At 38.2% G+C, this 23,034-nt stretch carries 20 protein-coding genes; 5 read left to right on the top strand and 15 right to left on the bottom strand.

Features of this window, described 5'->3' with window-relative positions; all coding sequences use genetic code 11:
* Positions 1-39 precede the first annotated feature (39 nt).
* Positions 40-531: an Lrp/AsnC ligand binding domain-containing protein gene (locus MMP60_RS10720; protein ID WP_004662457.1), complete on the top strand. Its 492-nt coding sequence runs from the start codon at positions 40-42 to the stop codon at positions 529-531.
* 58 nt (positions 532-589) lie between these two features.
* Here the strand turns inward: MMP60_RS10720 and putP are convergent, their stop codons facing one another.
* Positions 590-2,086, bottom strand: a complete 1,497-nt coding sequence (putP, locus tag MMP60_RS10725) for a sodium/proline symporter PutP (protein WP_241336248.1) — start codon at positions 2,084-2,086, stop codon at positions 590-592.
* Between the two features lie 483 nt (positions 2,087-2,569).
* Here putP and aspA point away from each other — a divergent pair, with 483 nt between their 5' ends.
* Complete coding sequence (gene aspA, locus MMP60_RS10730) at positions 2,570-4,012, top strand: aspartate ammonia-lyase (protein WP_241336249.1); 1,443 nt, start codon at positions 2,570-2,572, stop codon at positions 4,010-4,012.
* A 66-nt stretch (positions 4,013-4,078) separates the two neighbouring features.
* Here aspA and gcvH read toward each other — a convergent pair whose 3' ends face one another.
* From gcvH to MMP60_RS10750, 4 genes are all read right to left on the bottom strand, one after another.
* On the bottom strand, positions 4,079-4,453 hold the full coding sequence (gcvH, locus tag MMP60_RS10735) for a glycine cleavage system protein GcvH (protein ID WP_241336250.1): 375 nt from the start codon (positions 4,451-4,453) through the stop codon (positions 4,079-4,081).
* A gap of 72 nt (positions 4,454-4,525) precedes the next feature.
* Complete coding sequence (locus MMP60_RS10740) at positions 4,526-5,551, bottom strand: AraC family transcriptional regulator (RefSeq protein ID WP_018678260.1); 1,026 nt, start codon at positions 5,549-5,551, stop codon at positions 4,526-4,528.
* A 133-nt stretch (positions 5,552-5,684) separates the two neighbouring features.
* The gene (locus tag MMP60_RS10745; protein WP_018678259.1) at positions 5,685-6,125 is read right to left on the bottom strand and encodes a MaoC family dehydratase; all 441 of its coding nucleotides are present in this window, start codon (positions 6,123-6,125) and stop codon (positions 5,685-5,687) included.
* Positions 6,125-7,975: an ABC transporter ATP-binding protein gene (locus tag MMP60_RS10750; RefSeq protein ID WP_241336251.1), complete on the bottom strand. Its 1,851-nt coding sequence runs from the start codon at positions 7,973-7,975 to the stop codon at positions 6,125-6,127. The genes MMP60_RS10745 and MMP60_RS10750 overlap by 1 nt, the downstream gene beginning before the upstream one ends.
* A 348-nt stretch (positions 7,976-8,323) precedes the next feature.
* On the opposite strand from MMP60_RS10750, the gene MMP60_RS10755 reads away from it, so the two are divergent.
* Positions 8,324-9,784: an aminoacyl-histidine dipeptidase gene (locus MMP60_RS10755; protein ID WP_241336252.1), complete on the top strand. Its 1,461-nt coding sequence runs from the start codon at positions 8,324-8,326 to the stop codon at positions 9,782-9,784.
* 17 nt (positions 9,785-9,801) lie between these two features.
* Here MMP60_RS10755 and MMP60_RS10760 read toward each other — a convergent pair whose 3' ends face one another.
* From MMP60_RS10760 to MMP60_RS10785, 6 genes are all read right to left on the bottom strand, one after another.
* On the bottom strand, positions 9,802-10,371 hold the full coding sequence (locus MMP60_RS10760) for an RNA 2'-phosphotransferase (RefSeq protein WP_241336253.1): 570 nt from the start codon (positions 10,369-10,371) through the stop codon (positions 9,802-9,804).
* 12 nt (positions 10,372-10,383) lie between these two features.
* The gene (gene rtcA / locus MMP60_RS10765) at positions 10,384-11,433 is read right to left on the bottom strand and encodes an RNA 3'-terminal phosphate cyclase (protein ID WP_241336254.1); all 1,050 of its coding nucleotides are present in this window, start codon (positions 11,431-11,433) and stop codon (positions 10,384-10,386) included.
* Between the two features lie 260 nt (positions 11,434-11,693).
* Positions 11,694-12,152, bottom strand: a complete 459-nt coding sequence (locus tag MMP60_RS10770) for a DIP1984 family protein (RefSeq protein ID WP_241336255.1) — start codon at positions 12,150-12,152, stop codon at positions 11,694-11,696.
* 49 nt (positions 12,153-12,201) lie between these two features.
* Positions 12,202-12,822: an integron-associated HEPN domain-containing protein gene (locus MMP60_RS10775; RefSeq protein WP_241282559.1), complete on the bottom strand. Its 621-nt coding sequence runs from the start codon at positions 12,820-12,822 to the stop codon at positions 12,202-12,204.
* Between the two features lie 63 nt (positions 12,823-12,885).
* A complete protein-coding gene (locus MMP60_RS10780) occupies positions 12,886-14,160 on the bottom strand; it encodes an RtcB family protein (protein ID WP_241336256.1) in 1,275 nt (424 codons plus the stop codon).
* A gap of 237 nt (positions 14,161-14,397) precedes the next feature.
* Complete coding sequence (locus MMP60_RS10785; protein ID WP_241336257.1) at positions 14,398-14,688, bottom strand: hypothetical protein; 291 nt, start codon at positions 14,686-14,688, stop codon at positions 14,398-14,400.
* Between the two features lie 108 nt (positions 14,689-14,796).
* On the opposite strand from MMP60_RS10785, the gene MMP60_RS10790 reads away from it, so the two are divergent.
* Complete coding sequence (locus tag MMP60_RS10790; protein ID WP_241336258.1) at positions 14,797-15,090, top strand: hypothetical protein; 294 nt, start codon at positions 14,797-14,799, stop codon at positions 15,088-15,090.
* 919 nt (positions 15,091-16,009) lie between these two features.
* On the opposite strand, the gene MMP60_RS10795 is transcribed toward MMP60_RS10790, so the two are convergent.
* Together MMP60_RS10795 and MMP60_RS10800 are read right to left on the bottom strand one after the other, a co-directional pair.
* A complete protein-coding gene (locus MMP60_RS10795; RefSeq protein WP_241336259.1) occupies positions 16,010-17,620 on the bottom strand; it encodes a TROVE domain-containing protein in 1,611 nt (536 codons plus the stop codon).
* A gap of 251 nt (positions 17,621-17,871) precedes the next feature.
* On the bottom strand, positions 17,872-18,837 hold the full coding sequence (locus tag MMP60_RS10800; protein WP_241336260.1) for a ribonuclease Z: 966 nt from the start codon (positions 18,835-18,837) through the stop codon (positions 17,872-17,874).
* 67 nt (positions 18,838-18,904) lie between these two features.
* On the opposite strand from MMP60_RS10800, the gene rtcR reads away from it, so the two are divergent.
* The gene (gene rtcR, locus MMP60_RS10805; RefSeq protein ID WP_241336261.1) at positions 18,905-20,506 is read left to right on the top strand and encodes an RNA repair transcriptional activator RtcR; all 1,602 of its coding nucleotides are present in this window, start codon (positions 18,905-18,907) and stop codon (positions 20,504-20,506) included.
* Positions 20,507-20,920: 414 nt separating this feature from the next.
* On the opposite strand, the gene coq7 is transcribed toward rtcR, so the two are convergent.
* Entirely contained in the window at positions 20,921-21,556 is a 636-nt protein-coding gene (coq7, locus tag MMP60_RS10810; RefSeq protein ID WP_241336262.1) for a 2-polyprenyl-3-methyl-6-methoxy-1,4-benzoquinone monooxygenase, read from the bottom strand.
* 3 nt (positions 21,557-21,559) lie between these two features.
* The gene (locus MMP60_RS10815; RefSeq protein WP_241336263.1) at positions 21,560-22,882 is read right to left on the bottom strand and encodes an MFS transporter; all 1,323 of its coding nucleotides are present in this window, start codon (positions 22,880-22,882) and stop codon (positions 21,560-21,562) included.
* Positions 22,883-23,034 lie beyond the last annotated feature (152 nt).

Consider the following 23,034-nt stretch of genomic DNA (forward strand, 5'->3'; position numbering starts at 1 on the left):
ACTCACTATAATTTACCTATTTTTTAGAGGAAAATTCAGTTGAATGGCCCTATTTATACATTAGATCGTACCGATCTGAAAATTCTGGATATTCTTCAAACAGATGGAAGAATTTCCAACAGTAAATTGGCGGAATTAGTGAACCTTTCGCCGACTGCCGTCATGGCCCGTGTGCAAAAGTTGACGAAGGATGAATTTATCTTGGGATATGAGGCAAAACTCAATCCGAATAAGTTAAATGCCAGTTTTCTTGTGTTTGTTGAGGTGCTTTTAGATAAAACCACCCCAAATGTGCTCGAGGATTTTATTGATGCAGTGACACAATATCCAGAGATTGTTGAGTGTCATATGGTGAGTGGTGGCTTCGACTTTTTGATCAAATTGCGTAGCGCAGGGATGGAGGAGTTTCGTCGTATCGCAGGGCAAATTTTATGGCAACTTCCTGGGGTGAAGGAAACACGTAGTTATCCTGTGATGCAGGTTGTGAAAGACAGCTCTAAAATAAAAATTAAATCAAGAACCAAATTTTAATAAAAGATCAAATAAAACAAAGGGGCTCGAAAGCCCCCTTAAATTTTACTCAGAAATTTTATTTCATTTCTCTCGTATAGATTTCATCTGCTTGTTCAAAACGACCAGTCACAGTTGCGTTAGGTGCTTTACCAAGTAAGCTCACCACAACAATACTGATCAAGGCAAAAATGAAACCAGGAATAATTTCATAAATACCAGTACTAGCAAATACATTTTTCCAAACAATCACTGTAACTGCACCGATCACCATACCCGCTAAAGCGCCGTTTAGCGTCATACGTTTCCAGAACAATGACATGATAATCAATGGACCGAAAGCAGCACCGAAACCAGCCCAAGCATAAGAAACTAAGCCAAGTACTTTACTATCAGGGTTTTGGGCTAAAGCGAGAGCTAACATTGCAACTGCAAGTACCATTGCTCGGCCAATCCAAACTAACTCTTTTTGAGTTGCATTTTTACGGATCAGGCCTTTGTATAAATCTTCAGTTAATGCGCTTGAACATACCAATAACTGACAACTTAAGGTACTCATGACTGCTGATAAAATTGCAGCAAGGATCACACCAACAACCCAAGGGTTGAATAAAATTTTAGTGAGTTCCATAAACACTGTTTCAGGGTTAGCCGTCACAACCGCTGCAAATTCAGGATGTTGATGGAAATACGCAATCCCGATAAAACCAGAACCAACTGCACCTGCCAAGCATAAAATCATCCATGTCATACCGATACGACGGGCAGCAGGGATTGATTTAACAGAATCGGCAGCCATAAAACGAACTAAAATGTGAGGTTGACCAAAATAACCCAAGCCCCAAGCAGCTGCTGAAAGAATACCAACGATACTTAAATTTGAAACAAAATCATAAGCATGTGGGCGCGCGCTCTCAACAATTGCTGTAAATTCTTCGACACCTACACCTAAAGACATGTATGTGACGATAGGTAAAAGCAATAACGCAAAAATCATCAAACCAGCTTGGAACGTATCTGTCCAACTGATTGCCAAGAAGCCACCGATACAAACATATCCAATTGTTGCAAATGCACCAAGCCATAAAGCGGTTTGGTAAGGTAAGTGGAATAATGTTTCAAATAGACGTGCACCAGCTACCATGCCAGAAGCACAATAAATCGCGAAAAAGATGAGAATAATCAGTGCGGAAGTTACACGTAAGATCTTTTTCTGGTCATCAAAACGACCAGTGAAATAATCTGGTAACGTAAGCGCATTATTCTGAACCTCAGTATGAACGCGTAAACGTCCAGCCACGAGATACCAGTTGAGCCATGCACCAATGATTAAGCCAATTGCAATCCATGATTCAGATAAGCCTGTCAAATAGATTGCCCCAGGTAAACCCATGAGTAGCCAACCACTCATATCGGATGCACCAGCAGATAAAGCGGTGACAAAACTACCTAAACTTCGTCCTCCAAGAATATAATCATCAAGATTTTTGGTGGAAAAATAGGCGTATAAGCCGATGCCAAGCATGGCGAGAATATACACCACAAATACAACAACAGTGGGATTCGAAAAATTCATAATGGATGCCTGTCCTTACTTATCCATAATCGTGCAATCACATCTGAATAGCCAAAAAATGATTTACTATTCGAATAAGACTGATAAGGCCACAGATTCAAGCACGAATGATTTTTAAAATACTGTTATGTTTTTGTATTCTGTTTGTATATTTTATGTAATTTAAATTAAGTGCATGAATCTTAATTTTTAAATCCAGAAAACAGTACTTTTTTTGTATCATTATGCGGAATGATGTGGTTTAAAAATGTTCAATATATTTCAAATTATTACAATGAAAGAAAAATGGCTGAAAGAACAGAAGCTTTTGAGTATGAAAATGCCATGAATTTACGACACATGTTGTTACATAAGCAACAATACAGAGAAATTCCATTATAAAAAGCTCGTAATGTTAAGCAATTCTGCTAATGAAAATTGAGTTGGAATCTTTCATATTATTGCTTTGCACTATTAGGGTGCATTGCCTGAGAGAAATGGAAAGTGGATACGGTTCAAACAGCAACTATAAGAATAGAGCATGATCTGCTTGGTGCAAAAGAAGTACCAGTTGATTGTTATTACGGAATTCATACCTTACGCGCAATTGAAAATTTTAAGATTTCATCGCAAAAAGTTGGAACAAATAGCTATTTCATTCGAGCGTTAGCACAAGTGAAAAAAGCTTCAGCTCAAGCGAACTTAAATTTTGGAAAATTAACGGAAGATCAAAGCTTGGCGATTCAACGCGCTTGTGATGCTTTAATTCATGAAACTGAAAAATGGCAAGGCTCGTTTCCAATTGATGTTTATCAAGGTGGCGCGGGTACATCTATTAATATGAATACCAATGAAGTGATTGCCAATATTGCACTTGAATCATTAGGCCATCAAAAAGGTCAATATGATGTGATTCATCCAAATGATCATGTCAATAAATCACAATCAACCAACGATGTTTATCCAACCGCAATTCGCTTATCGACTTATTGTTCTTTAGATGCTTTGTTCAGTCAAATGGATAACTTAATTACTTCATTTGAAAATAAAGCGATTGAGTTCCGTTATATTTTAAAAATGGGGCGGACTCAGCTTCAAGATGCTGTGCCGATGACACTTGGGCAAGAGTTTCATGCATTTGCAACGTTATTAAAAGAAGATGTGCGGCTCATTAAGCGTACTCGTGAGTTGTTACTTGAAGTAAATTTAGGTGCAACTGCAATCGGGACGGGTGTAAACACACCTAAAGGTTATGCTGTAAAAGTGATTTCTTGTTTGAAAGAAATTTCAGGTTTAGATCTGGTGGGTGCAGAAGATTATGTTGAAGCAACCAGTGATTGTGGCGTATTTATTATTTTATCAAGTGCCTTAAAACGTCTTGCATGTAAACTTTCAAAAATTAGTAATGACTTGCGTTTATTGAGTTCAGGGCCGCGTACAGGTTTTGGTGAAATACAGTTACCTGAATTACAAGCAGGCTCATCCATCATGCCTGCAAAAGTAAATCCAGTTATTCCAGAAGTTGTAAATCAGATTGCATTTAAGGTGATTGGTAACGATCTTACGATTACATTTGCAGCAGAAGCAGGACAGTTACAGTTAAACGTCATGGAGCCGGTGATTGCAATTTCTTTGAATGAGTCAATTGAATTGCTGACCCATGCGATTCAAAGCTTAGATGAAAAATGTGTACGTGGTATTAAAGCACATGAGCAAGCGTGTCATGATGCGGTGATGCGTAGTGTCGGAATTATTACTTTGCTTGATCCATTATTGGGTCATGCTTTGTGTGATGAAATTGGTAAGCAATGTATTGCAGAAAATAAAACTATTCAAGAAGTAGTTTTAGAGCGTGGTTTACTGACCCAAGCACAACTTGATGAGATTTTCTCTTTTGAGAACTTGGTTTCGGAAGTAAATGGTATACAAGTGGATTACGTGGCTTAAATCTTAGGCTGAGTATTTAAAAAGCCCAATTCAATTGGGCTTTTTAATATTTAGATTTATAAATAATTATAAACCTGACTCGTATTCTTCATTTGAAAGAAGTTTTTCAACATCAGCCATATTGTCAGGTTTAATTTTATAGATCCAACCTTTGCCATACGGTTCTTCATTGACAAAATCAGGATCATCTTCAAGATCGGTATTTACTTCAACAACTGTACCTGAAACAGGTGCATGAATGTCAGATGCAGTTTTTACTGATTCAACAATCCCTGCTTGCTCTGATGCTGTGATATGGCTGCCAACTTCAGGCGCTTCTACATAAACTAAATCACCTAATTCTGCTTGGGCATGGTCACTAATACCAGTAACAACTAAATCACCTTCGATTCTTACCCATTCATGTGTACGTGCATATTTCAAATCTGCTGGATGATTCATTACAACTCCTTAACAATCTGTTGCATCATTTTATTTGGCTTTATACAGGTTTTTTAATAAAAACAAAAGTCTTTACAAATACGGGTCTTTGCGCCAGTTACTTGGGCTACGACCACTCCAACGCTTAAATGCACGGCTAAAGTTGGCTACATCAGAATAACCCAGTTCATCAGCAATTTGTTCCAAACTATAATCGGTTCGTGACAGTAAGGAAGTTGCATGGCGATAACGAACTTCATCAACTAGGGTGGAGAAGGAGGTTCCTTCTGCTGCTAATTGACGTTTTAAAGTGCGGTCAGACATATGCAAACGATCAGCAACACTTTCAATGCTTAAATAATGTTGTTCCGAATTGGTCAAAATATCACGAACACGCATTGCGAGACGACGACGTTCGCCTAAAGCTGATAATTCAGTTTCACATTGATTAATCGCAATTTGGCTCGCAATCGGATCTGCATTAACCATTTTCAAACCGAGGTATTTTTTATCAAAGCTTGAAATTAAATGTGGCTGATTAAAGCGCACCGTACTGGTTAGTTTGTCGCGGTATTTATCAAATCCAGCGGGCTCAGGAAAATCTAAATCAACTTCACCATTTAAATCTTCAATTCCAGTAAGGGCTTTTGCCATGGTCATAATACCAATGGTTAAGCCTAAAATAATTTCACTACGCAGAGGCTCAACTTCAATATCACATTGTAATTGTAATGTGGCTTTAGGACCAAAGGTAGAGAAATAGAGCTGTAAAAAAGGCAAGCGTAATTGAATAAAACGGCTTGCTAGTGCAATAGCATCGGTAATGTCATGTGCAGTCATAATGGCATAGCCAATAAAACCATGAATCGAAATACGCATTTGCGTACCCAAATGAAAGCCGAGTGTACTTTCACCTGTGAGGCGCAAGGAATGCTTCACCAACTCATTCGCGATTGGTGTTGGAATTCTATAGTTTGGATCAGCCAGTTGTTCGCTCGTTAAATGAAAGGGAGCAAATAAAGTTTCGTCGCTATATCCCCAGCGAGAAACAACGTCTAATAGTAATAAGCCATAGACGCCTGGTATACCTTGATCTTGACGAGTTGAGGTTGTTTTCATGTGCTTTCCGTGGCGCTCATCAATTTTGCCAATATCTTTTAAACATTTAAGTCCTAAACATATTTACATGAAATAAAATAATCAATCATAAAAATTGTTGGACAAGGAGCCGAGTCCCATTAATATTCAAAAATCAACTTGGTTTTCTAAAGACCATAATTTTGGTTGTTGATATTAATAGCACATCACCATGTTGGTTCAAAGCTTGAGTAACGTAACTGACGATACCACGATCAGTTTTGGTTTTAGATGGCACAATCGCAGTAATCTCAATTTCGACATGAATTTTATCGCCAACACGAGTAGGGCGAGGCCAACGAAGGCTAGATTCAGAACCCAGTAATCCGCCTGCGATCGGGAAGCACTCTGTCCATAAACGCATGGTTACTGCTGAAGTATGCCAGCCACTTGCTGCTAAACCTTGAAAAATAGGATGTTGTTCAGCTGCGTGTTCATCTAAATGAAAGGGCTGAGGGTCGTATAGGCTCGCAAATTGTTTAACTTCTTCAAGTGTCATTTCATAGTCACGGCTGATGAAACGATCTCCAATATTTAAGTCTTCTAAATACAACATTATTCTGTATCCTGAGCCACCACTCGTTGTTCAACTAAAAAACCGCCTGTTTGACGTTTCCATAGTTGAGCATACAAGCCATCATTTGCAATAAGTTCCTCATGTGTACCTTGTTCTGCAATTTTGCCTTGATCAAGGACAATGAGGCGATCCATTTGAGCAATAGTAGATAAACGGTGCGCAATTGCAATGACCGTTTTGCCAACCATTAAGTCATTTAAACTGCTTTGAATTGCGGCTTCAACTTCTGAGTCGAGTGCGCTGGTTGCCTCATCTAAAATCAGAATTGGTGCATCTTTTAGAAAAACTCTTGAAATTGCAATACGTTGGCGTTGCCCACCAGAAAGCTTTACACCACGTTCGCCGACATAAGCATCAAAACCAACACGACCTTTTTGATCTGTCAATTGTGGAATGAATTCTTCGGCTTTGGCTTTTTTGACAGCAAGTTGAATTTCGGCCTCAGTTGCATTTGGACGACCATATTTAATATTTTCTGCAACAGTACGATGAAGTAGAGAGGTATCTTGAGTTACAAGTGCAATATTGGCACGTAAGCTATCTTGTGTGACATCATGAATACTTTGACCATCAATCAAAATGCGACCTTGATTGAGCTTATAGAAATGCAAGAGTAGTTGAATCAGTGTGGATTTGCCTGCTCCAGAACGCCCAACGATACCAATTTTCTCGCCTGGTTTAATGGTGAGATTAAAATGATCAATGACATTCTTTTGATTATAAGCAAAACTCACATCTTCAAAACGAATCTCACCATGTTGAACTTTCAGTTCAGTCGCATCTTTTTTGTCTTGAATTTGAATTGGTTTACCTAGGGTTTTCATCCCATCTTGAATGGTGCCGACATTTTCAAAAAGCATCGTGATGTGCCACATAATGAATTCTGCCAAACTATCTAGCTTTAATACCATTGCCGTCGTCGCGGCAATGACACCAATCGCAGCTTGACCTTGTGTCCATAACCAAACAGAAGTGCCAATCACGCCAATAAAGAGAAAAGCACTGAGTAAACGAATGCTAATTTGGTATTTCACAGCTAAACGCATTTGCTTATAAACAGTGACCATAAACTCTTGCATTGATTCTTTTGCATATTGGCTTTCACGACCAGCATGAGCAAATAATTTCACAGTCTGAATATTGGTATAAGCATCTGTAACACGACCGGTCATGATGGCACGAGCATCAGCCTGTTCTTGTGAGATTTTACCTAGACGAGGAATGAAATAACCCGCAATTGCGATAAATAATATGAGCCATAAAAATAATGGAATGATTAAAACAGGAGCAATTGAACCCAAGACTAAACTGATGGTAATAAAGTAGATCAGTACATAGACCAACATATCACCTAGAATCATCCAAAATTCACGAACTGCTAATGCGGTTTGCATGACTTTGGCAGACAATCGACCTGCAAAATCAGTGTGAAAGAAGTCTAAACTCTGTTGCAATAATAAATTGTGGAAGCGCCAACGCATTCGCATCGGAAAATTACTAAACAGAACTTGGTGTTTGAGAATGGATTGCAAACTTACAAAGAAAATATTGGCACATAAAATACTGATGAGAATCGTTAAATTTTGCTGATTAGTCTCTAAAAACGTATTCGGTTGGCTTTTGGTGAGCCAATCTACCAGTTTACCTATATAAGAAAAGAATAAAGCTTCGAAACTGGCTGCTGCTGCTGTACACGCTATTAGTAAAAAGAGGAAAGGTCTTACGCCTTGGGTGGATTGCCAAACAAAAGCAAAAAATGTGGTAGGTAATGGTTTGTTTAAGTCTTTGGTTGGGTACGGATCGACTAATTTTTCAAACCATTGCAGCATTATGCTTTCCTCTAATAAAGTGCTAATTCAGCTAATTCTGTAGCATATCAGAAAATAAGCTTTGTAAATCATAAAAGAAAAATGCTCACTGGATTGGCGGTATAACGGTTTTGGTGGGTGCTGTTGGGTCGGAAGATTCTTTTCTATTTTAGTTGTTGTTCATATTATTTTATTATATTAATTTACAAATGGTTAGATTGAAAAATTCAATTCTAATGTTTGTGATTTAGTCTGTTTTTTATATTGAGTTATTGTGGTGAATTTGGCATTAAAATATAAAATGCTTACATCGCCTTCTAAATGTATGGTGTATATTCTTTTAAAAGTTCTATTTGAGAGGATAAGTGCATGACACAGGTCGATTTTTCTAAATTATCGCCAAAACAGGTTTGGCAACATTTTGAGACCTTATGTACGATTCCTCGACCATCGAAGCATGAACAACAATTACGACAGCATTTACAAGATTGGGCGGAACAGCGCAACCTAGAAACTTATGTCGATGACATAGGTAATTTGATCATTCGAAAAGCCGCAACGGCAGGTAAAGAGCAGGTTACAGGTGTGATTTTGCAAGGTCATCTGGATATGGTGACACAAGCCAATCGTGGTACCCAGCATGATTTTTTTAAAGACCCAATCCAACCTGTATTAAAAGATGGTTGGCTGATTGCTGAAAATACCACGCTTGGTGCAGACAATGGGATAGGGGTTGCACTTGCACTCGCTGTATTAGAATCAAATGATATTGCACATGGGGCAATTGAGGTTTTATTGACCATTGATGAAGAAGCGGGTATGAGTGGTGCCCGTTTACTTGAGTCAGGGATTTTAAAAGGTCAGTGGTTATTTAATATTGATACCGAAGAATGGGGTGAGCTTTATCTTGGTTGTGCAGGCAGTATTGACCTCGAAGTACAACAACCATTGGAATATGTCACTGCTCCTACAGATATGATCTATGTTGACCTATTGGTCACGGGTCTAAAAGGCGGTCACTCTGGTGTGGATATTCATTTAGGTCGCGGCAATGCCAATGTAATTTTAGCCAATTTCCTCAATGACTATTTAGCACAATCAAATGTCCGACTGGTTGAATTTGTAGGAGGTACAGCACGGAATGCGATTCCTAGAGAAGCTGTTGCAACGATTGCGATTCAAGCAGAACGACTGGCTGATTTGGAAAAAGCACTTCTAGTCACACAAACTGAATGGCAGCAAAAACTAGAGAGTATTGATGATCAGATCCGAATCACAGTACAGCAAAATACCAATCAGATTGATGAAGTGATTGCACTAGCTCATCAACAAGCTTGGTTGCAAGTATTAGCAACGTGTCCTTATGGTATTGCTGAATGGAGTTCGGCTTTAGCTGATGTGGTTGAAACCTCGAATAATATTGGCGTGGTGAAGCTTACTAAAGATGAAGCGAAAACCTTAATTATGGTTCGTTCGATGGTGAATCAGGAAGCGGTAACATTTGCTCAGAATATTCAGCGGCACTTTGCCAGTTTTGAGATTCAATCTGAATTAACGCCGTTGGTATCAGGTTGGACACCAAATCCAGATTCGGCTGCATTGAAATGTTTGCAACAGGCTTATCAATCTGCATTTGATATTGAACCCAATCTAAAAGTCATTCATGCAGGTTTGGAGTGTGGCATTATTGCGGAACATTATCCTGATTTGCAGATGGTATCGTTTGGCCCTGATATTCAAGGGGCACATGCACCAGGTGAGCGAGTTAAAGTAGATACTGTAGAGAAATGCTGGAAGTTACTGGTGACTGCATTGGAAAGTGTGAAGTAACGAAGTTAATTCTGAGATCAGACCAATGATCCTGTCTTGGTTTGATCAATCAGTGATAAATATTGAGTTGGTACATGTGTTATGAGCCATACACCATTTTCTGCTTGATAAAACGTAAAGCCATCTTTGTACATTTGTACTGTGTCAATCAGGAATAAAATGGGCTTTCCATAACGTTGACCGACATCGAGCGCCGTTTCTTTATGTTCACTGAGATGGACATAATGACGCTGTCCCGCAATTAGGCCTTGTGCCTGAATTGATTCCATAAATCGACTGGCTGTACCATGATATAAATGTTGAGGTGGTTCAATTGCAATCATCTCTCTTTGTACGGTAGGGGTTGAATGACCTTGTACTGCACGAATATTTAAACCATCGTCTGAAATTTGAAAGCGCTTCTTGTCACATTGCGCCACAATTGTTTGGATTAATTCATTATCCAAAAATGTATTGTGTTGTTGTGCTGCTTCAATGAGTTCAGCAATCTTTACCCAACCTTCTTGATCGAGTTGAAGCCCGATTTGCTCAGGTTTATGTCTTAGGATTAAACTTAAGAATTTACTGATTTGTGTATGTGTTTTCATTTCTAATCTTCATTATTTAACGTGTACATTGACTTGAAATTGAGTTTGTCCAAGTTCGATAAACTCAATATTACAATCAATAAATTTTTCAATCATCGCTGCTTGGGTGCGAGTATGTTCACTGATGCATTGAGCAGTAAAACGACCACCTTGACCCAATGCTAAAGGTAACAAGAGCTGATCTGCTAAATACTCATCAACGGCTGCTTTTGAGTTTAGATAATATTTGACGTCCTCAGCTAAATTGTTTGCAATTTGTTCTGCACTTTTACGCATTTCACCTAGGGCTGTAAATAGTTGGGTGTGATGCTGATGTTCAACTTTGACATAAACAGTATTGCCTTGGCTGATTCCCTTTAAATGAAAGTGCTGCTGAGAATTGAGTGTTAACCTTTTATTTAAAGTCGCTAATTCTCGTTGTACGATTTGCGCTTCTTCTGAAAGATTCAGCACCGCTGCAAAAGCCTCGATGGTCTGTAATGAACCACAATCTAATAAATCTAGTTTCTCACGGTTTAGCCATGGTTGAATGTTGACTTGTATTTCTCCCGCGCCAATTGGAAAGAAACCTGCTTTGTTTAATGTGAAATCGACACCAATTCCTAGCTTTTTTAGGCAAGGCAAAAAACAATGCTCAATAAAATCAGCAGTTGGTGCAAGTGGATTATGTGTACCACCAGAGATGGTGAGTTCACTGGCTTCATTTTGTAATAGTAAAGCAGGCAGTAATGTTTGCAAAACGAGTGTGGTACTTCCTGCCGAACCGATTTGAAATTGGTATTTTCCACTTTGCACATGTTGTGGCGCAAAGTACAAACGTTGGCTATGTAGTTCAGCACCTTCAATATAAGCTTGGCTGATATGTTGAGATGCCTGTACACAGACTAAATGTTGACGCATCAGACCTGATTTTTTACGTCCAGCCCGAATGTTGATTAATTCAAATGCCTGACCTGTAATCATTGAAAGGGCAAGGGCGGTTCTTAAAATTTGCCCGCCACCTTCGCCTTGTGAACCATCAATTTGAATGGTTGCTGGCATATTTGCCAAAGCTTTATTCACTTCTATTTTCCTTATTTTCTAATTAAATGAACATACTGTCAGTACATGGTGATGCGAAGTAACGCGTGACTTTGCTTTTTTGGCAAAGGTTTGCTAGGTACATGGTGCTGAGCCTAATCAGTGAAGATTGATGCACGGCTCACATGCTGCCATAGCCGCCTGAATTATTTTCAATCCCTCAGATCGGAGTAAAGCGGGATATTGTACTCGCCCAGTATGTTCAAACTGGTATTGTGAAATAAATCCACAAAATCTGTTGTCTATTCAACTAAATCAATCTGCCAATTGACAGCTTGAATTTTGATATTTAAGTCACGTAATTTTGCACTGATATCATCCGCCTGTTTTTGCAGGCTAGAAACAGGGATGACTTTTTGCCATTTAATTTCGCGTGCGCTATAACGATCAGGTTCACGATGTGTATTGGCAATCGCATCAATGAGAATCTTATGCTGTTCAGCATAACTATCCCGCAAGCTTAATAGGGACAGCAGAATTTTGCCATCCTCCAACTTTGCTTGCGCATTGGTCAAATGAATACGACAAATCAACTGATTGCTTTCGTGGGTTAAAGCAAATACCTGTTTGATCAGTTCATTTGGATCTTCGCTAGGTTCATCGCCATCTTGTACCAATACATTGGCATTGATCCGTTGTTTTAATGAAGCGAGCTTTTTATGTTGATCGCTTCGCAGTAAAAGTGCTTCTGCGAGTTTCATTGTTGTACCTTTTTATTGAAATTGAATATCAAGTCAATTTATTAAGATATTAGACTCTATTTAAAGCAATCCCACTTTTTTCTAGTTCTAACGACATTTCATAAATTGCCCATACTAATGATATATCAGGATTTTTTTCATCTATATGATGGATTCTTTTGAGAAAGCGAATAAAGTCAAGTATCTTTAGATTGTTTAATGATGAAATACCAAGGATTTTTTCGCAAAGAGAAATTAATTCTGATCGAGGGGTAAAATCTTTGGTATTATCATCCATAGGATGTGTGGCGTAACAATTTCTATATTTTTTTATATCATCCGTATAATATTCTGAAATAAATTTATTAAATCTTATTTGAGAGTTAGGGCAATATCTTCTTAATAATTTCCCACAACCACTTTTTTGGATAGCTTCAGCAAATCGGCAGATATTTAAAATAATATTATGAAATGCAACTTTTGCCATAGTGTTAATAGTATTAGGATTTCCACTTTTTATTTCAGTAGTAATAAGCCCCTCATATTCTATAAAAGAATCAAACCCTCTAGCCTCCAGTGTTGCTTCAACGAGTCCGATAATTGCAAAATCAGCTTGTAACTCAAGTGAAATATCTTGTAGATAGTAGAATAGTTGGGATAATTTTGAGTTATCTTCTGAAGAAGTATTCATGTTGTAGATCCTGATATAGTTTATGCTTCGAAGAAGCATTTGAATTAAATTTTGTAAATTAGTTTATCCTTTCACACAAACCACTTGTCTTAATGTATAAACCACTTCAACCAAATCTTTTTGTGCATTCATTACATCTTCAATCGGTTTATAAGCCGATGGGATTTCATCAATCACATCAGCATCTTTACGGCATTCCACACCTTCAGTCTGTGCAATTTGATCTTCAACCGTAAAGCGTCGTTTGGCTTCCGCACGGCTCATTACACGACCTGCACCGTGCGAACATGAGCAAAATGATTCCTGATTTCCAAGCCCTCGTACAATAAAGGACTTTGCCCCCATAGAACCAGGGATGATTCCATATTGTCCAAGTTTGGCACTTACAGCACCTTTACGTGTCACCATTACTTCTTCGCCGTAATGTTCTTCCTTTTCCACATAATTATGGTGGCAGTTCACGGCTTCCAATTTTGCATTAAAGGGCTTTGGAATAATGGTTGCTAAAGCTTTAATTGCTGATTGCATCATGATTTCACGATTCTTCATGGCAAAGCGTTGTGCCCAACCCACAGCAAACCAGTAATCATCAAAATGCTCAGTACCTTCGACTAAATAAGCCAAGTCTTTGTTCGGTAAGTTAATAAAGTGCTTTTGCATATCTTTACGCGCAAGCTCGATAAAATGATTACCGATCGCATTACCTACACCACGAGAACCTGAATGCAACATAATCCAAACGTGATCATGTTCGTCTAAACAGATTTCGACAAAGTGATTTCCAGTCCCTAAAGTTCCCAATTGTTTACGGTTATTGGTATTTTTAAGGCGAGGGTGCTTAGCGCAAATTAACTCAAAATCTGCAACTAAATCAGCCCATGCTTGATCGACCATTTCAGGTGGTGTTTCCCAAGAACCTTGATCACGGCGACCACGTGTTTTAGTCATACCATGTGGAATCAAACGTTCAAGCTCGGTTCTTAATCCATGTAAATTATCAGGTAAATCTGAAGCCGTTAGACTGGTGCGAGTTGCCATCATTCCACAACCAATATCGACACCCACAGCAGCAGGAATAATTGCGCCTTTGGTTGGAATCACGCTTCCAATGGTTGCACCTAAGCCAAAGTGTACGTCTGGCATCACTGCCATCCATTTATAAATAAAGGGCATTTGCGCTGTTTGTAATAGTTGTTGTTTTGAGTTGTCATCAACAATTACGCCATTAGTCCACATTTTTACAGGCATGCTTTTTTCGTTCTGTAAAACTTGATAGGCACGTTTTTGTTGCTCTTGTTCAATTTGAGCTTGTTGCTTAACTGCTTCAATAACTGACATTTTCACTTTCCTTTCAAAGCCTGCCTGCCAAGCGGTTGCAGACAGATGATATACACAAGATCCCAATGATGTTGTGTATATATACTATTGCAGTGAGTGTGCCAACTTGTTGGTAATAGATGAAATTAATTTTAAGATATTGATATTTATTTATATATTTAATTTCAATATTTTTTGAAATGGAATTTTATAAGAGGTTGGATATAAAAATATATATTTTTATATCCTAAATTATATTTAATAGCCCATCGCATTTTTACCTGTTCGAGCGAATTGTTGCTCTTTTTTAATTTTTAACCACAGAGTATCCTTGGGTGCAATATGAGTTGTGAGAGACAGGCTGTGATTTCTATAGCTTAATATCTGTTTCATCTTTTTTCGCTTACGCTTTAATACTGAGGGCTTTTCAAAATAGCCATATCGTTTTTTGTACCAACGAGTGGCTTCTAGATAGTAATGTTTTTGATTGAGCAAGTGTAAGGCTTGATCAATGTCTTGATCGTCTTGAAGATAGACTGTAATGGACATATTTTGCGTTTTAAAGACTGACACCTGTCTTTTATTAAGGGTGAGGATATGTCTTTCTATAAAGGCATGTTATAAACATAACAAAAGACAAATAAATTGCCAAGCCTCATGGATATTTTTCGTTATTTACTCACGATTCTTTTATTTATTACTGGGGCATTTTGCCTTATACGTTTTTTAGTAGACGATTTCAATTTTATATTTCTAGCGGTAAGTTTTGTCTGTTTTCTGCTTGCTTATTGGGTAAAACCAAAACGAGAAAACCATGATCGTAGAAATGATACGTGGGACTGGGTGGATGTGATCGATATTACGGTTGAAGTTGTTTATTGGATCGTTACTTTACCATTTCGGTTATTGCGAGGAATATTCGACTCTTCATCTCCAGATATTATTCCATAAATAATAAATTAATCTCAATCAACAAGTTGGGTAAACACTTTTTTTCCTTAACTGCCATATCCATAAATAGATATACAGCTACGCACGATTCTGCTGTGTAGTGCTTATTGCATTTGATTGAGATTAAAAGTAATCATCACAACAAAAATAATGAGACTTTTCCTAAAAAGGAATAGGGACTTGAACCCCGTGCTTACGCATTCACCATGTAGTCCCATTGGCATTTGTGATGATGCGACATAAACAAAAAAATTAAAGACTTGAGACCATTGCCTTAATTAGACGACTGTACTTGCATACAGGTGAGAGTGGTTACTCACATTGATGGTAGGAATGTAGTCCTTAATGCATTTTATGCCGTACCACAAAAAATAGACTAACAAAGAGTATTAAGACAATCATTTCAGTGCGTTTTCCTTTCCGCCATTGATCGAAGTTGATCACGATGGAATCGAACCATCAAGTCATTGCTGACGCTGAAGCCTTTTATGTAGTCCTAACAGTATTTGGTCTGTGACCAGTAAACAAAAATGATAAGACCTTTTATACATGGCTCTACCCAACTGAGCTACAAATTGATTTACATCAATTTGGGTGGATTTGAACCACCGACAAATGTAGTCCTATTGGCATTTTACTGGCTATGACTATCACAACAAGTCAGTGATTAGATTTTTTTGAACTAGGGTATTAGCCCTATGTAATGTAATCCAATCAGCATTTGTGATAATCATAAATCTACACAACAAGAATGATGAAACATCGAGCCAGCTTGTGCTGAGCTATCGTGGAGGGATAGTGATGTAGTTCCATCTGCATTTGTGCAGTTTTATTGTATGGCAACAAAGTGAAATCAGAAACACGACATTTAAAAGATATAGTTCCTAAAGCATTTGCCACACTTTACTGACCTGACGAATCAAGTCGGTAATTCGATTTTTTCAATTTCACTGAGCCAATGATCAGCGTGCATTTTACCTTGTGCAAACAGATCAATTAAACGGAAGACCTCATCGCTAAAACCACCGATATTAATAGTGTCAGCTCGTTCAGGGGCTTGTGTATGTGTATATGGTTGTAAATCTACGCAGACCAATTTTGCATGAGGGCAGCGTTGTTTTAAAATATCCCATTCATATAACATGCCTGTTTTGTGTTGTGTGTGTAATTGGTCAGCCCAAGATTCATTGTCTGAAAAATAAATCATCAAATCGACAGCTGTCTGATCTCGATTAAGTCGCTTTAATGGAATGCTGCAATTCGTTCCACCACCACCAAGCGCAGCAAATTGTTTGGCAACCTCAAAAATAGAGCGTGTTTTGTTGCCAGAGAAAACCTGTTTTAATCGACCTAATAGGCTTGCATCCGATTCATGTTCTACGATGTTGAGTGAATGCAGTTGCGTATCGAACGGCATAATTTCAATATCAGGATTGACTTGCTTTAAAGCACAAGCAAATAACGATGCGACATCTACACAGCGCAATTTTGAAGTTGCACCTTTACGATAACCCGTCACTGGGCTTGCCATTGAGCCGGATACATCCACAGCAACCACCACACGACCTGTTAAACGAGGCACATTTTCTAAGGCGGCTTGCATCACTTGTTCCAAAGCTTGTCGCACAATTTGAGGAACGGCATCATCTAAAGCTGCCCAAGTTGTCATTAATTGATAGGGCAAAACTCTGCTTTTACGAATCATATCCTGATCTTGTAATTTATTTGCAATGACATTGTCCATACCTTCGATCTCAAATACACCATGCCGAGCAAAAGTATTCAAGTTCATTCTGAGCATTTGCCAACCGCCATTTTTAGCAATCTCAGCCCATTGCTGTGCTGAAAGCGATAAATTGGTCAGTAATTGCATTGGTAAATCAGGTACATCCTGTGTTAAGCCTTGACGGAATTTTTCCAATGCCTGAACTTTGGTAGGTAATTGCTCAAGCTCATATTTTTTACCCAAGATATAGGCAAAGAAAGCATCTTGGTTTGCATCTTTAGGCTTTGGATGGGTCATTTTTAACACATCTGCCAAAGAAGGTTGATTGCCAATGTTGGCTGCCAACAACTGATTTTCAGTCGCATTGATCAACCATTGATTGATCATTTTCTTTGGTAAGCTACCCAAAGATTTGCGCTGTATTGCACCTGAACGCATGATTTGCACAAAGTTACGCAACTGTTTGCCATTATCAATCACCAATGGAAATACAGCTTTAAATAAGTTTTGCTCAAGTTGCGATAAAATTGCCAACAGTAGGACAGGCATATCTTTCATGTGATTGTTTTTACGGGTATAGACTGCCGTTTTAGCAATAAAAGTTGCATCTATATTTTGTGTAAGTGCTAAGACTTGTTCAAGTTGTGCCTGAGCATTTTGGTAAAAAGTATGATTCAACGTGCCTGTAGCGGCAAGTTGTGCCAAAGCTTGACGATGATCTAATTGAAAAGCACGTCCACCAGCTTGATTGCTGATTAATTTGTTTTTGGTTGCCTGAGAGGCAAAAATTGTCTGGTTTGCCATGACGCATCCTCCATAAATTTTAAATTGTTTTATCTTGGTTGTGTTATTGCAGAGAGTGTGCCAATTCTCTTGTTTTAATTTATTTTGTTTTTAAGTGATTGATAATTTTAATAAATAAAATAATAAATATTTTTATGAGAAAAAGTGAATAGATTTTTATGAATAAAATCTATCTAAATAGATATAAAAGTATTAAAAAAGATATGTGATCTATATGCGGTTTTCATCGATAGATCACATAGGAGTAAAAATTATGATGATGCAACGATTTTTGAAAGTTGACCTGTTTCATTTAAACTAAATTGATCAAAATCATCGGCTAAATAGAAATTGCCTTGATAAAATTCACGAACTTCTTCAGCAATGGCTTGTTGCCCAATATTATCCTGATGGCGAGGGCTAAAATGAGTCAGGATGAGATTGCTTAAATTCTGCTGTTGCGCAAATTCAGCCACCATTTTAGCGGAACTATGCATTGGACCTTTACCCACTTTATCCAAAATTACTTGGGTATATGTTGATTCATGAATAAGTAGTTGAGCATCTTTGCAGGCATCAGCTAATAATTCAGGTTGATCATTATCACCACCAACAATGGCATGCATACGCTGCGTTTGTATTTGAATAAAATCACTTGCTTTCAACAGCCTTTCATTGAACTGGATATCTTTGCCTTGTTGTAAATCACCCCAAGCCTTGCCTTTTGGCACACCCAATTGAATTAAAGCCTGTGTATCTAATTTCTTTTGAGTATGTTGGGCAATAATGCTAAAGGCAAAACTCGGTACTCGATGACTGAGTGGGTGGGCTTGAATCGAAAGCTCATCAGTCAATTGTTGTATTTGAGTCGCTTCATTCACATCAATGAATTTCAGTGGATAGGGTAAATGCAGATCCGTCAGTTGTGCAGTTATTTCAATCCATTGTTGAATTTGTTTGGGTGCAATAATGGTTAAGGGCGCAGTTCGTGCATTCATGCCTGCGCTTGCCAATAAACCGACGAGTCCATAACAATGATCGCCATGAACATGGGTAATGCAGATCGCAATCAAAGTCTGTAAAGAGAGCTTAGCCTGTTGAATCCGATGTTGAGTGCCTTCACCTGCATCAACTAGAATCCAGTCTTTATTATTGCTGTTACGGATCGCTAAAGCAGAAACGTTGCGTGTGAGTGTGGGTACACCAGAAGATGTGCCTAAAAAAGTAAAATGAAGCATATTGTTGGAATTTTTCACTGAAATGCGTATTGTATATTATAGGCATTTATAAAATATTATAGAAATCATGGCGAATGCAAAAAAAACCATCGTTATCGGCTTTGTGGGTTCTACTTTAGATCAAGGAAAACGTCCTGAACGTTGGCAGCGTTGGCGTCCAACGCTGAGTCTACTCATGCATGAAGATTTCATCGTGGATGAACTCGTTTTATTGCATGATCGACAACACCGTAACTTGGTTGATTTTATTCGAGAAGATGCAGTCGAAGTTTCTCCTCAAACCATAGTTTCAGGATATAAAATTAGTATTCGTGACCCTTGGGATTTTGCTGAGGTATATGGCGCACTTTATGATTTTGTAAAAACCTATTCATTTGATACTGAGAAAAATAATTATCTTTTACATATTACGACAGGAACGCACGTAGCGCAGATTTGTTGGTATCTACTGGTCGATGCCAATTATTTACCTGCAAAGCTGCTTCAAAGTGCCCCGAATCAACAAAAAACACCACAGGGTGAATATCGAGTTATTGATTTGGATTTATCTCGATATGATGTTTTAAAACAACGTTTTGAGGATGAGCAGCAACAAAACTGGCAACAGCTTAAAGCTAATATTTCAACTTATAATCATGATTTTAATCAGTTGATTACTGAGGTTGAAATGGTTGCAACACGCTCGAGTGCGCCGATTTTGATTATGGGAGCAACTGGGGTTGGAAAATCACATTTAGCTAAACAAATTTTTCAGTTAAAGAAAGATAAATTTCATTTGAGTGGGCGTTTTATTGATGTGAATTGCGCAACTTTGCGTGGTGATAGCGCCATGTCGAGCTTGTTTGGTCATATCAAAGGTGCATTTACAGGCGCAGCAGCTTCTCGTACAGGTTTATTAAAAAGTGCAGATCAAGGCATTTTATTCTTGGATGAAATTGGCGAGCTTGGGCTAGATGAGCAAGCGATGTTGCTGAAAGCACTCGAAGATAAATCTTTCTTCCCAGTCGGGAGTGATAAGGAAGTGCAAGCTGATTTTCAGTTGATTGCAGGAACGAATCGAGATTTAAGAGTTGAAGTGCAAGCAGGGCGTTTCCGTGAGGATTTATGGGCGCGTTTGAATACATGGACTTTCTTTTTACCGAATTTAAAAGATCGTGTAGAGGATATTGCACCGAATATTGAGTTTGAACTGCAACGTTTTGCGACACAACACCAACGACAACTTCGGTTTCAACGTGATGCTTTGGATGTGTACTTGAAATTTGCCAAGTCTAGGGAAGCATCTTGGCAAGGGAATTTCCGAGATTTGACAGCAAGTGTCACACGCTTAGCGACTTTATCCAGTGGCGAGTTGATTCGCTCGGAAACAGTAGAAAAAGAGATTCAGCGTTTAAAGCAACTTTGGTCAATTCAGGTTGCTTCAAGTGAAATGAAAGAACGAGATATTTTACTGAAGTATCTAGATCAAACACAGCTTGCAGAAGTAGATGAGTTTGATCAGATTCAACTGCGTGGTGTACTTCAAGTTTGTGAAAATGCTAAGTCGATGGCAGATGCTGGACGGCAGCTTTTTGCTGCATCACGCCAACAGCGTAATACGACCAATGATAGTGATCGAGTCAAAAAGTATTTAGCGAAATTTGGATTAAGTTGGGGTGATTTTCAATAATCATTCAGTTGGGGGATCTTTCTTATTTATTTGGTCTGAATTTGACCCCATGTTGCATTATTTTTTCAGAAAAAATTCCTGCCTAGGATCGGTCCGTATGTGCATTTCTAATCTTAAGACTTCTAGCTCAGTATTAATTTTAGTATTTGGAGATTTTAAGGACGTTTATTCTGACTAATTAATCTATTAATGCCTTGCTAAGAATATTGTTTCCATCATTCGCGTAACATTGGTCTAGAAAAACTATATCTCTGACAAGCTAGAGCAGCATAATTGATCTCTTCAAATAATTTAACCCATGCGAGTCGTTGTTGAATTTCTCCGTTCATAGACACCAATTATATTGAACAGATGTCTATGAATCACACGTATTATTTCAAGACTATGGTATTGTATTTCAGATGCTAATCTACTTTATAAATAATAACTGGTTTTAGTCATTAGCGTTGATATAGCTGTCATAGTGATGCGAACAGGTACAGGTAAATCAACACCACCAGCTTTCAATGCTGTATCACGATGATGTAATTCATCTTCATTCATTTGTTCTAGGATTTTACGTGAACGGTCATCATGTGCAGGAAGTTGTTGAATGTGTTCCTGTAAATGTTTGCTGACTTGACGTTCAGTTTCAGCAACAAAACCTAAACTATATTTATCACCTGCAATGCCTGCAATTGCGCCCATACCATACGATAAACCATACCAAATAGGGTTTAAAACACTGGTATGACTGTCTAATTCTTTTAAACGATCTTCACACCAAGCCAAATGGTCTTGTTCTTCGATGGCTGCTTGCTGCATTTCTTCACGAACATGTGGTAGTTTTGCCGTAAGTGCTTGACCATGATAAAGCGCTTGGGCGCAGACTTCTCCACTATGGTTGACACGCATTAAACCTGCTACATGGCGAGCATCACTTACGCATAATTGTGACGGTTCATCATTTGCTGGGTTTGTCCGCTGAGCCGTAGTTGCACCTGGCACCAAACTACGTAAAGCCTGATCAAAAGAATTAATAAGTTTATCGAGACCTGTGTAATGACGCATATATTAATCCTCTAAAGTATTGGGCGCATTTTCCAATAAAGGTTCTAGACGTTTTAATAACCAAAATGAGAAAATTGCACTTAAAACAGCCGTAATCGTAAATAAGATTTTAATATCAATTTTTAAAATGCTTAAGACTAAAATTGAAAAAACTGCTGAAGAAACCATAAATACAGCATTTAAAATATTATTTGCTGCCACAACACGCGCTCGATGTGATCGGGGCGAATAGGCTTGCATCATGGCATACAGAGGTACGATGTAAAATCCACCACTGATACCCAATAAAGTCACAGCAAGCATAACATGGTAATACACAGCACCTTGGGTGAAAATATCTTTTAAACTTAGTAAATCACCAGTACGCTCAGGTACAAACGAGAGGCTCGCTGCTAAATACAGGGCAAAAATGGTTAAGCCGATCGCACCATAAGGTACCATTTTGATGTTGATTTCGGTTCCACCAATACGTCTACATAGCAATGAACCAACACCAATCCCGACAGAGAAGAAGGTAAGAAGTAGGCTGACGACATTTTCTGAAGCATGTAAATTTTGTTGTGTTAGCTGAGGGATTTGCGTTAAATAGGTTGCGCCATAAAACCAATACCAAGAATTGCCTAGTAAAATTACAAACACAACAGGAATGCTTTTGGCATATTTGATGGTTTGAAAACTGGTACGAATGAAGTTCCAATCAATTTTTAGATCGGGTGCCGCTACTTTCTGAGGGAGGATAAAACGGCTACATAAATAGCCTAAGCAAGCTATCGTCACAACAGTGATACTAATCCAGAGTAAATTTCCTTCAGATGATGCAATCACTGCGCCACCTAAAATCATACCTAATAATATTGCGATAGATGTACCCGATTGGAATAGCGCGTTTCCAGACATCAATTCTTCTTGTTTTAGAATTTCAGGCAAAATGGCATATTTGATTGGACCGAAACAAGTTGAATGTGTGCCCATTAAAAATAGTGCAAACAGTAATAACCATAGATTTCCAAGCAAAAAACCAGCAGTTCCAATCAGCATAATCACGATTTCTAATATTTTGATGAAGCGAATCAGTTGAGATCGTTCATATTTATCTGCAAGTTGCCCTGCGGTTGCAGAAAAGAAAAAGTAAGGCAAAATAAACAATAAGGCAGCTAAATTATTGAGAGTGCTCACGGGCGCACTTTGTTGCTGAATCCAACCATATGTAATGACTAGAAGTAGAGCTTGCTTAAAAACATTATCATTTAGTGCTCCAAAGAATTGAGTGAAAAACATCGGGGCAAACCGACGTGATGTCATTAAGCGCTCATCTTGTTTCATCATGTGTTCACTTCATTGTGTTTTATAAAAAAATGTGACGTACTGTAAAAATGCGACAAAATGCATGTATGATACTTTTATGTTTGATTGGATGAAAATCAAAGATTTGAAGTTATTTCACCTGTCAAAAACGATAAATTAAAAATAAGTTTAGA

This window comes from Acinetobacter sp. ANC 4805, assembly GCF_022549495.1.
Lineage (GTDB): Bacteria > Pseudomonadota > Gammaproteobacteria > Pseudomonadales > Moraxellaceae > Acinetobacter.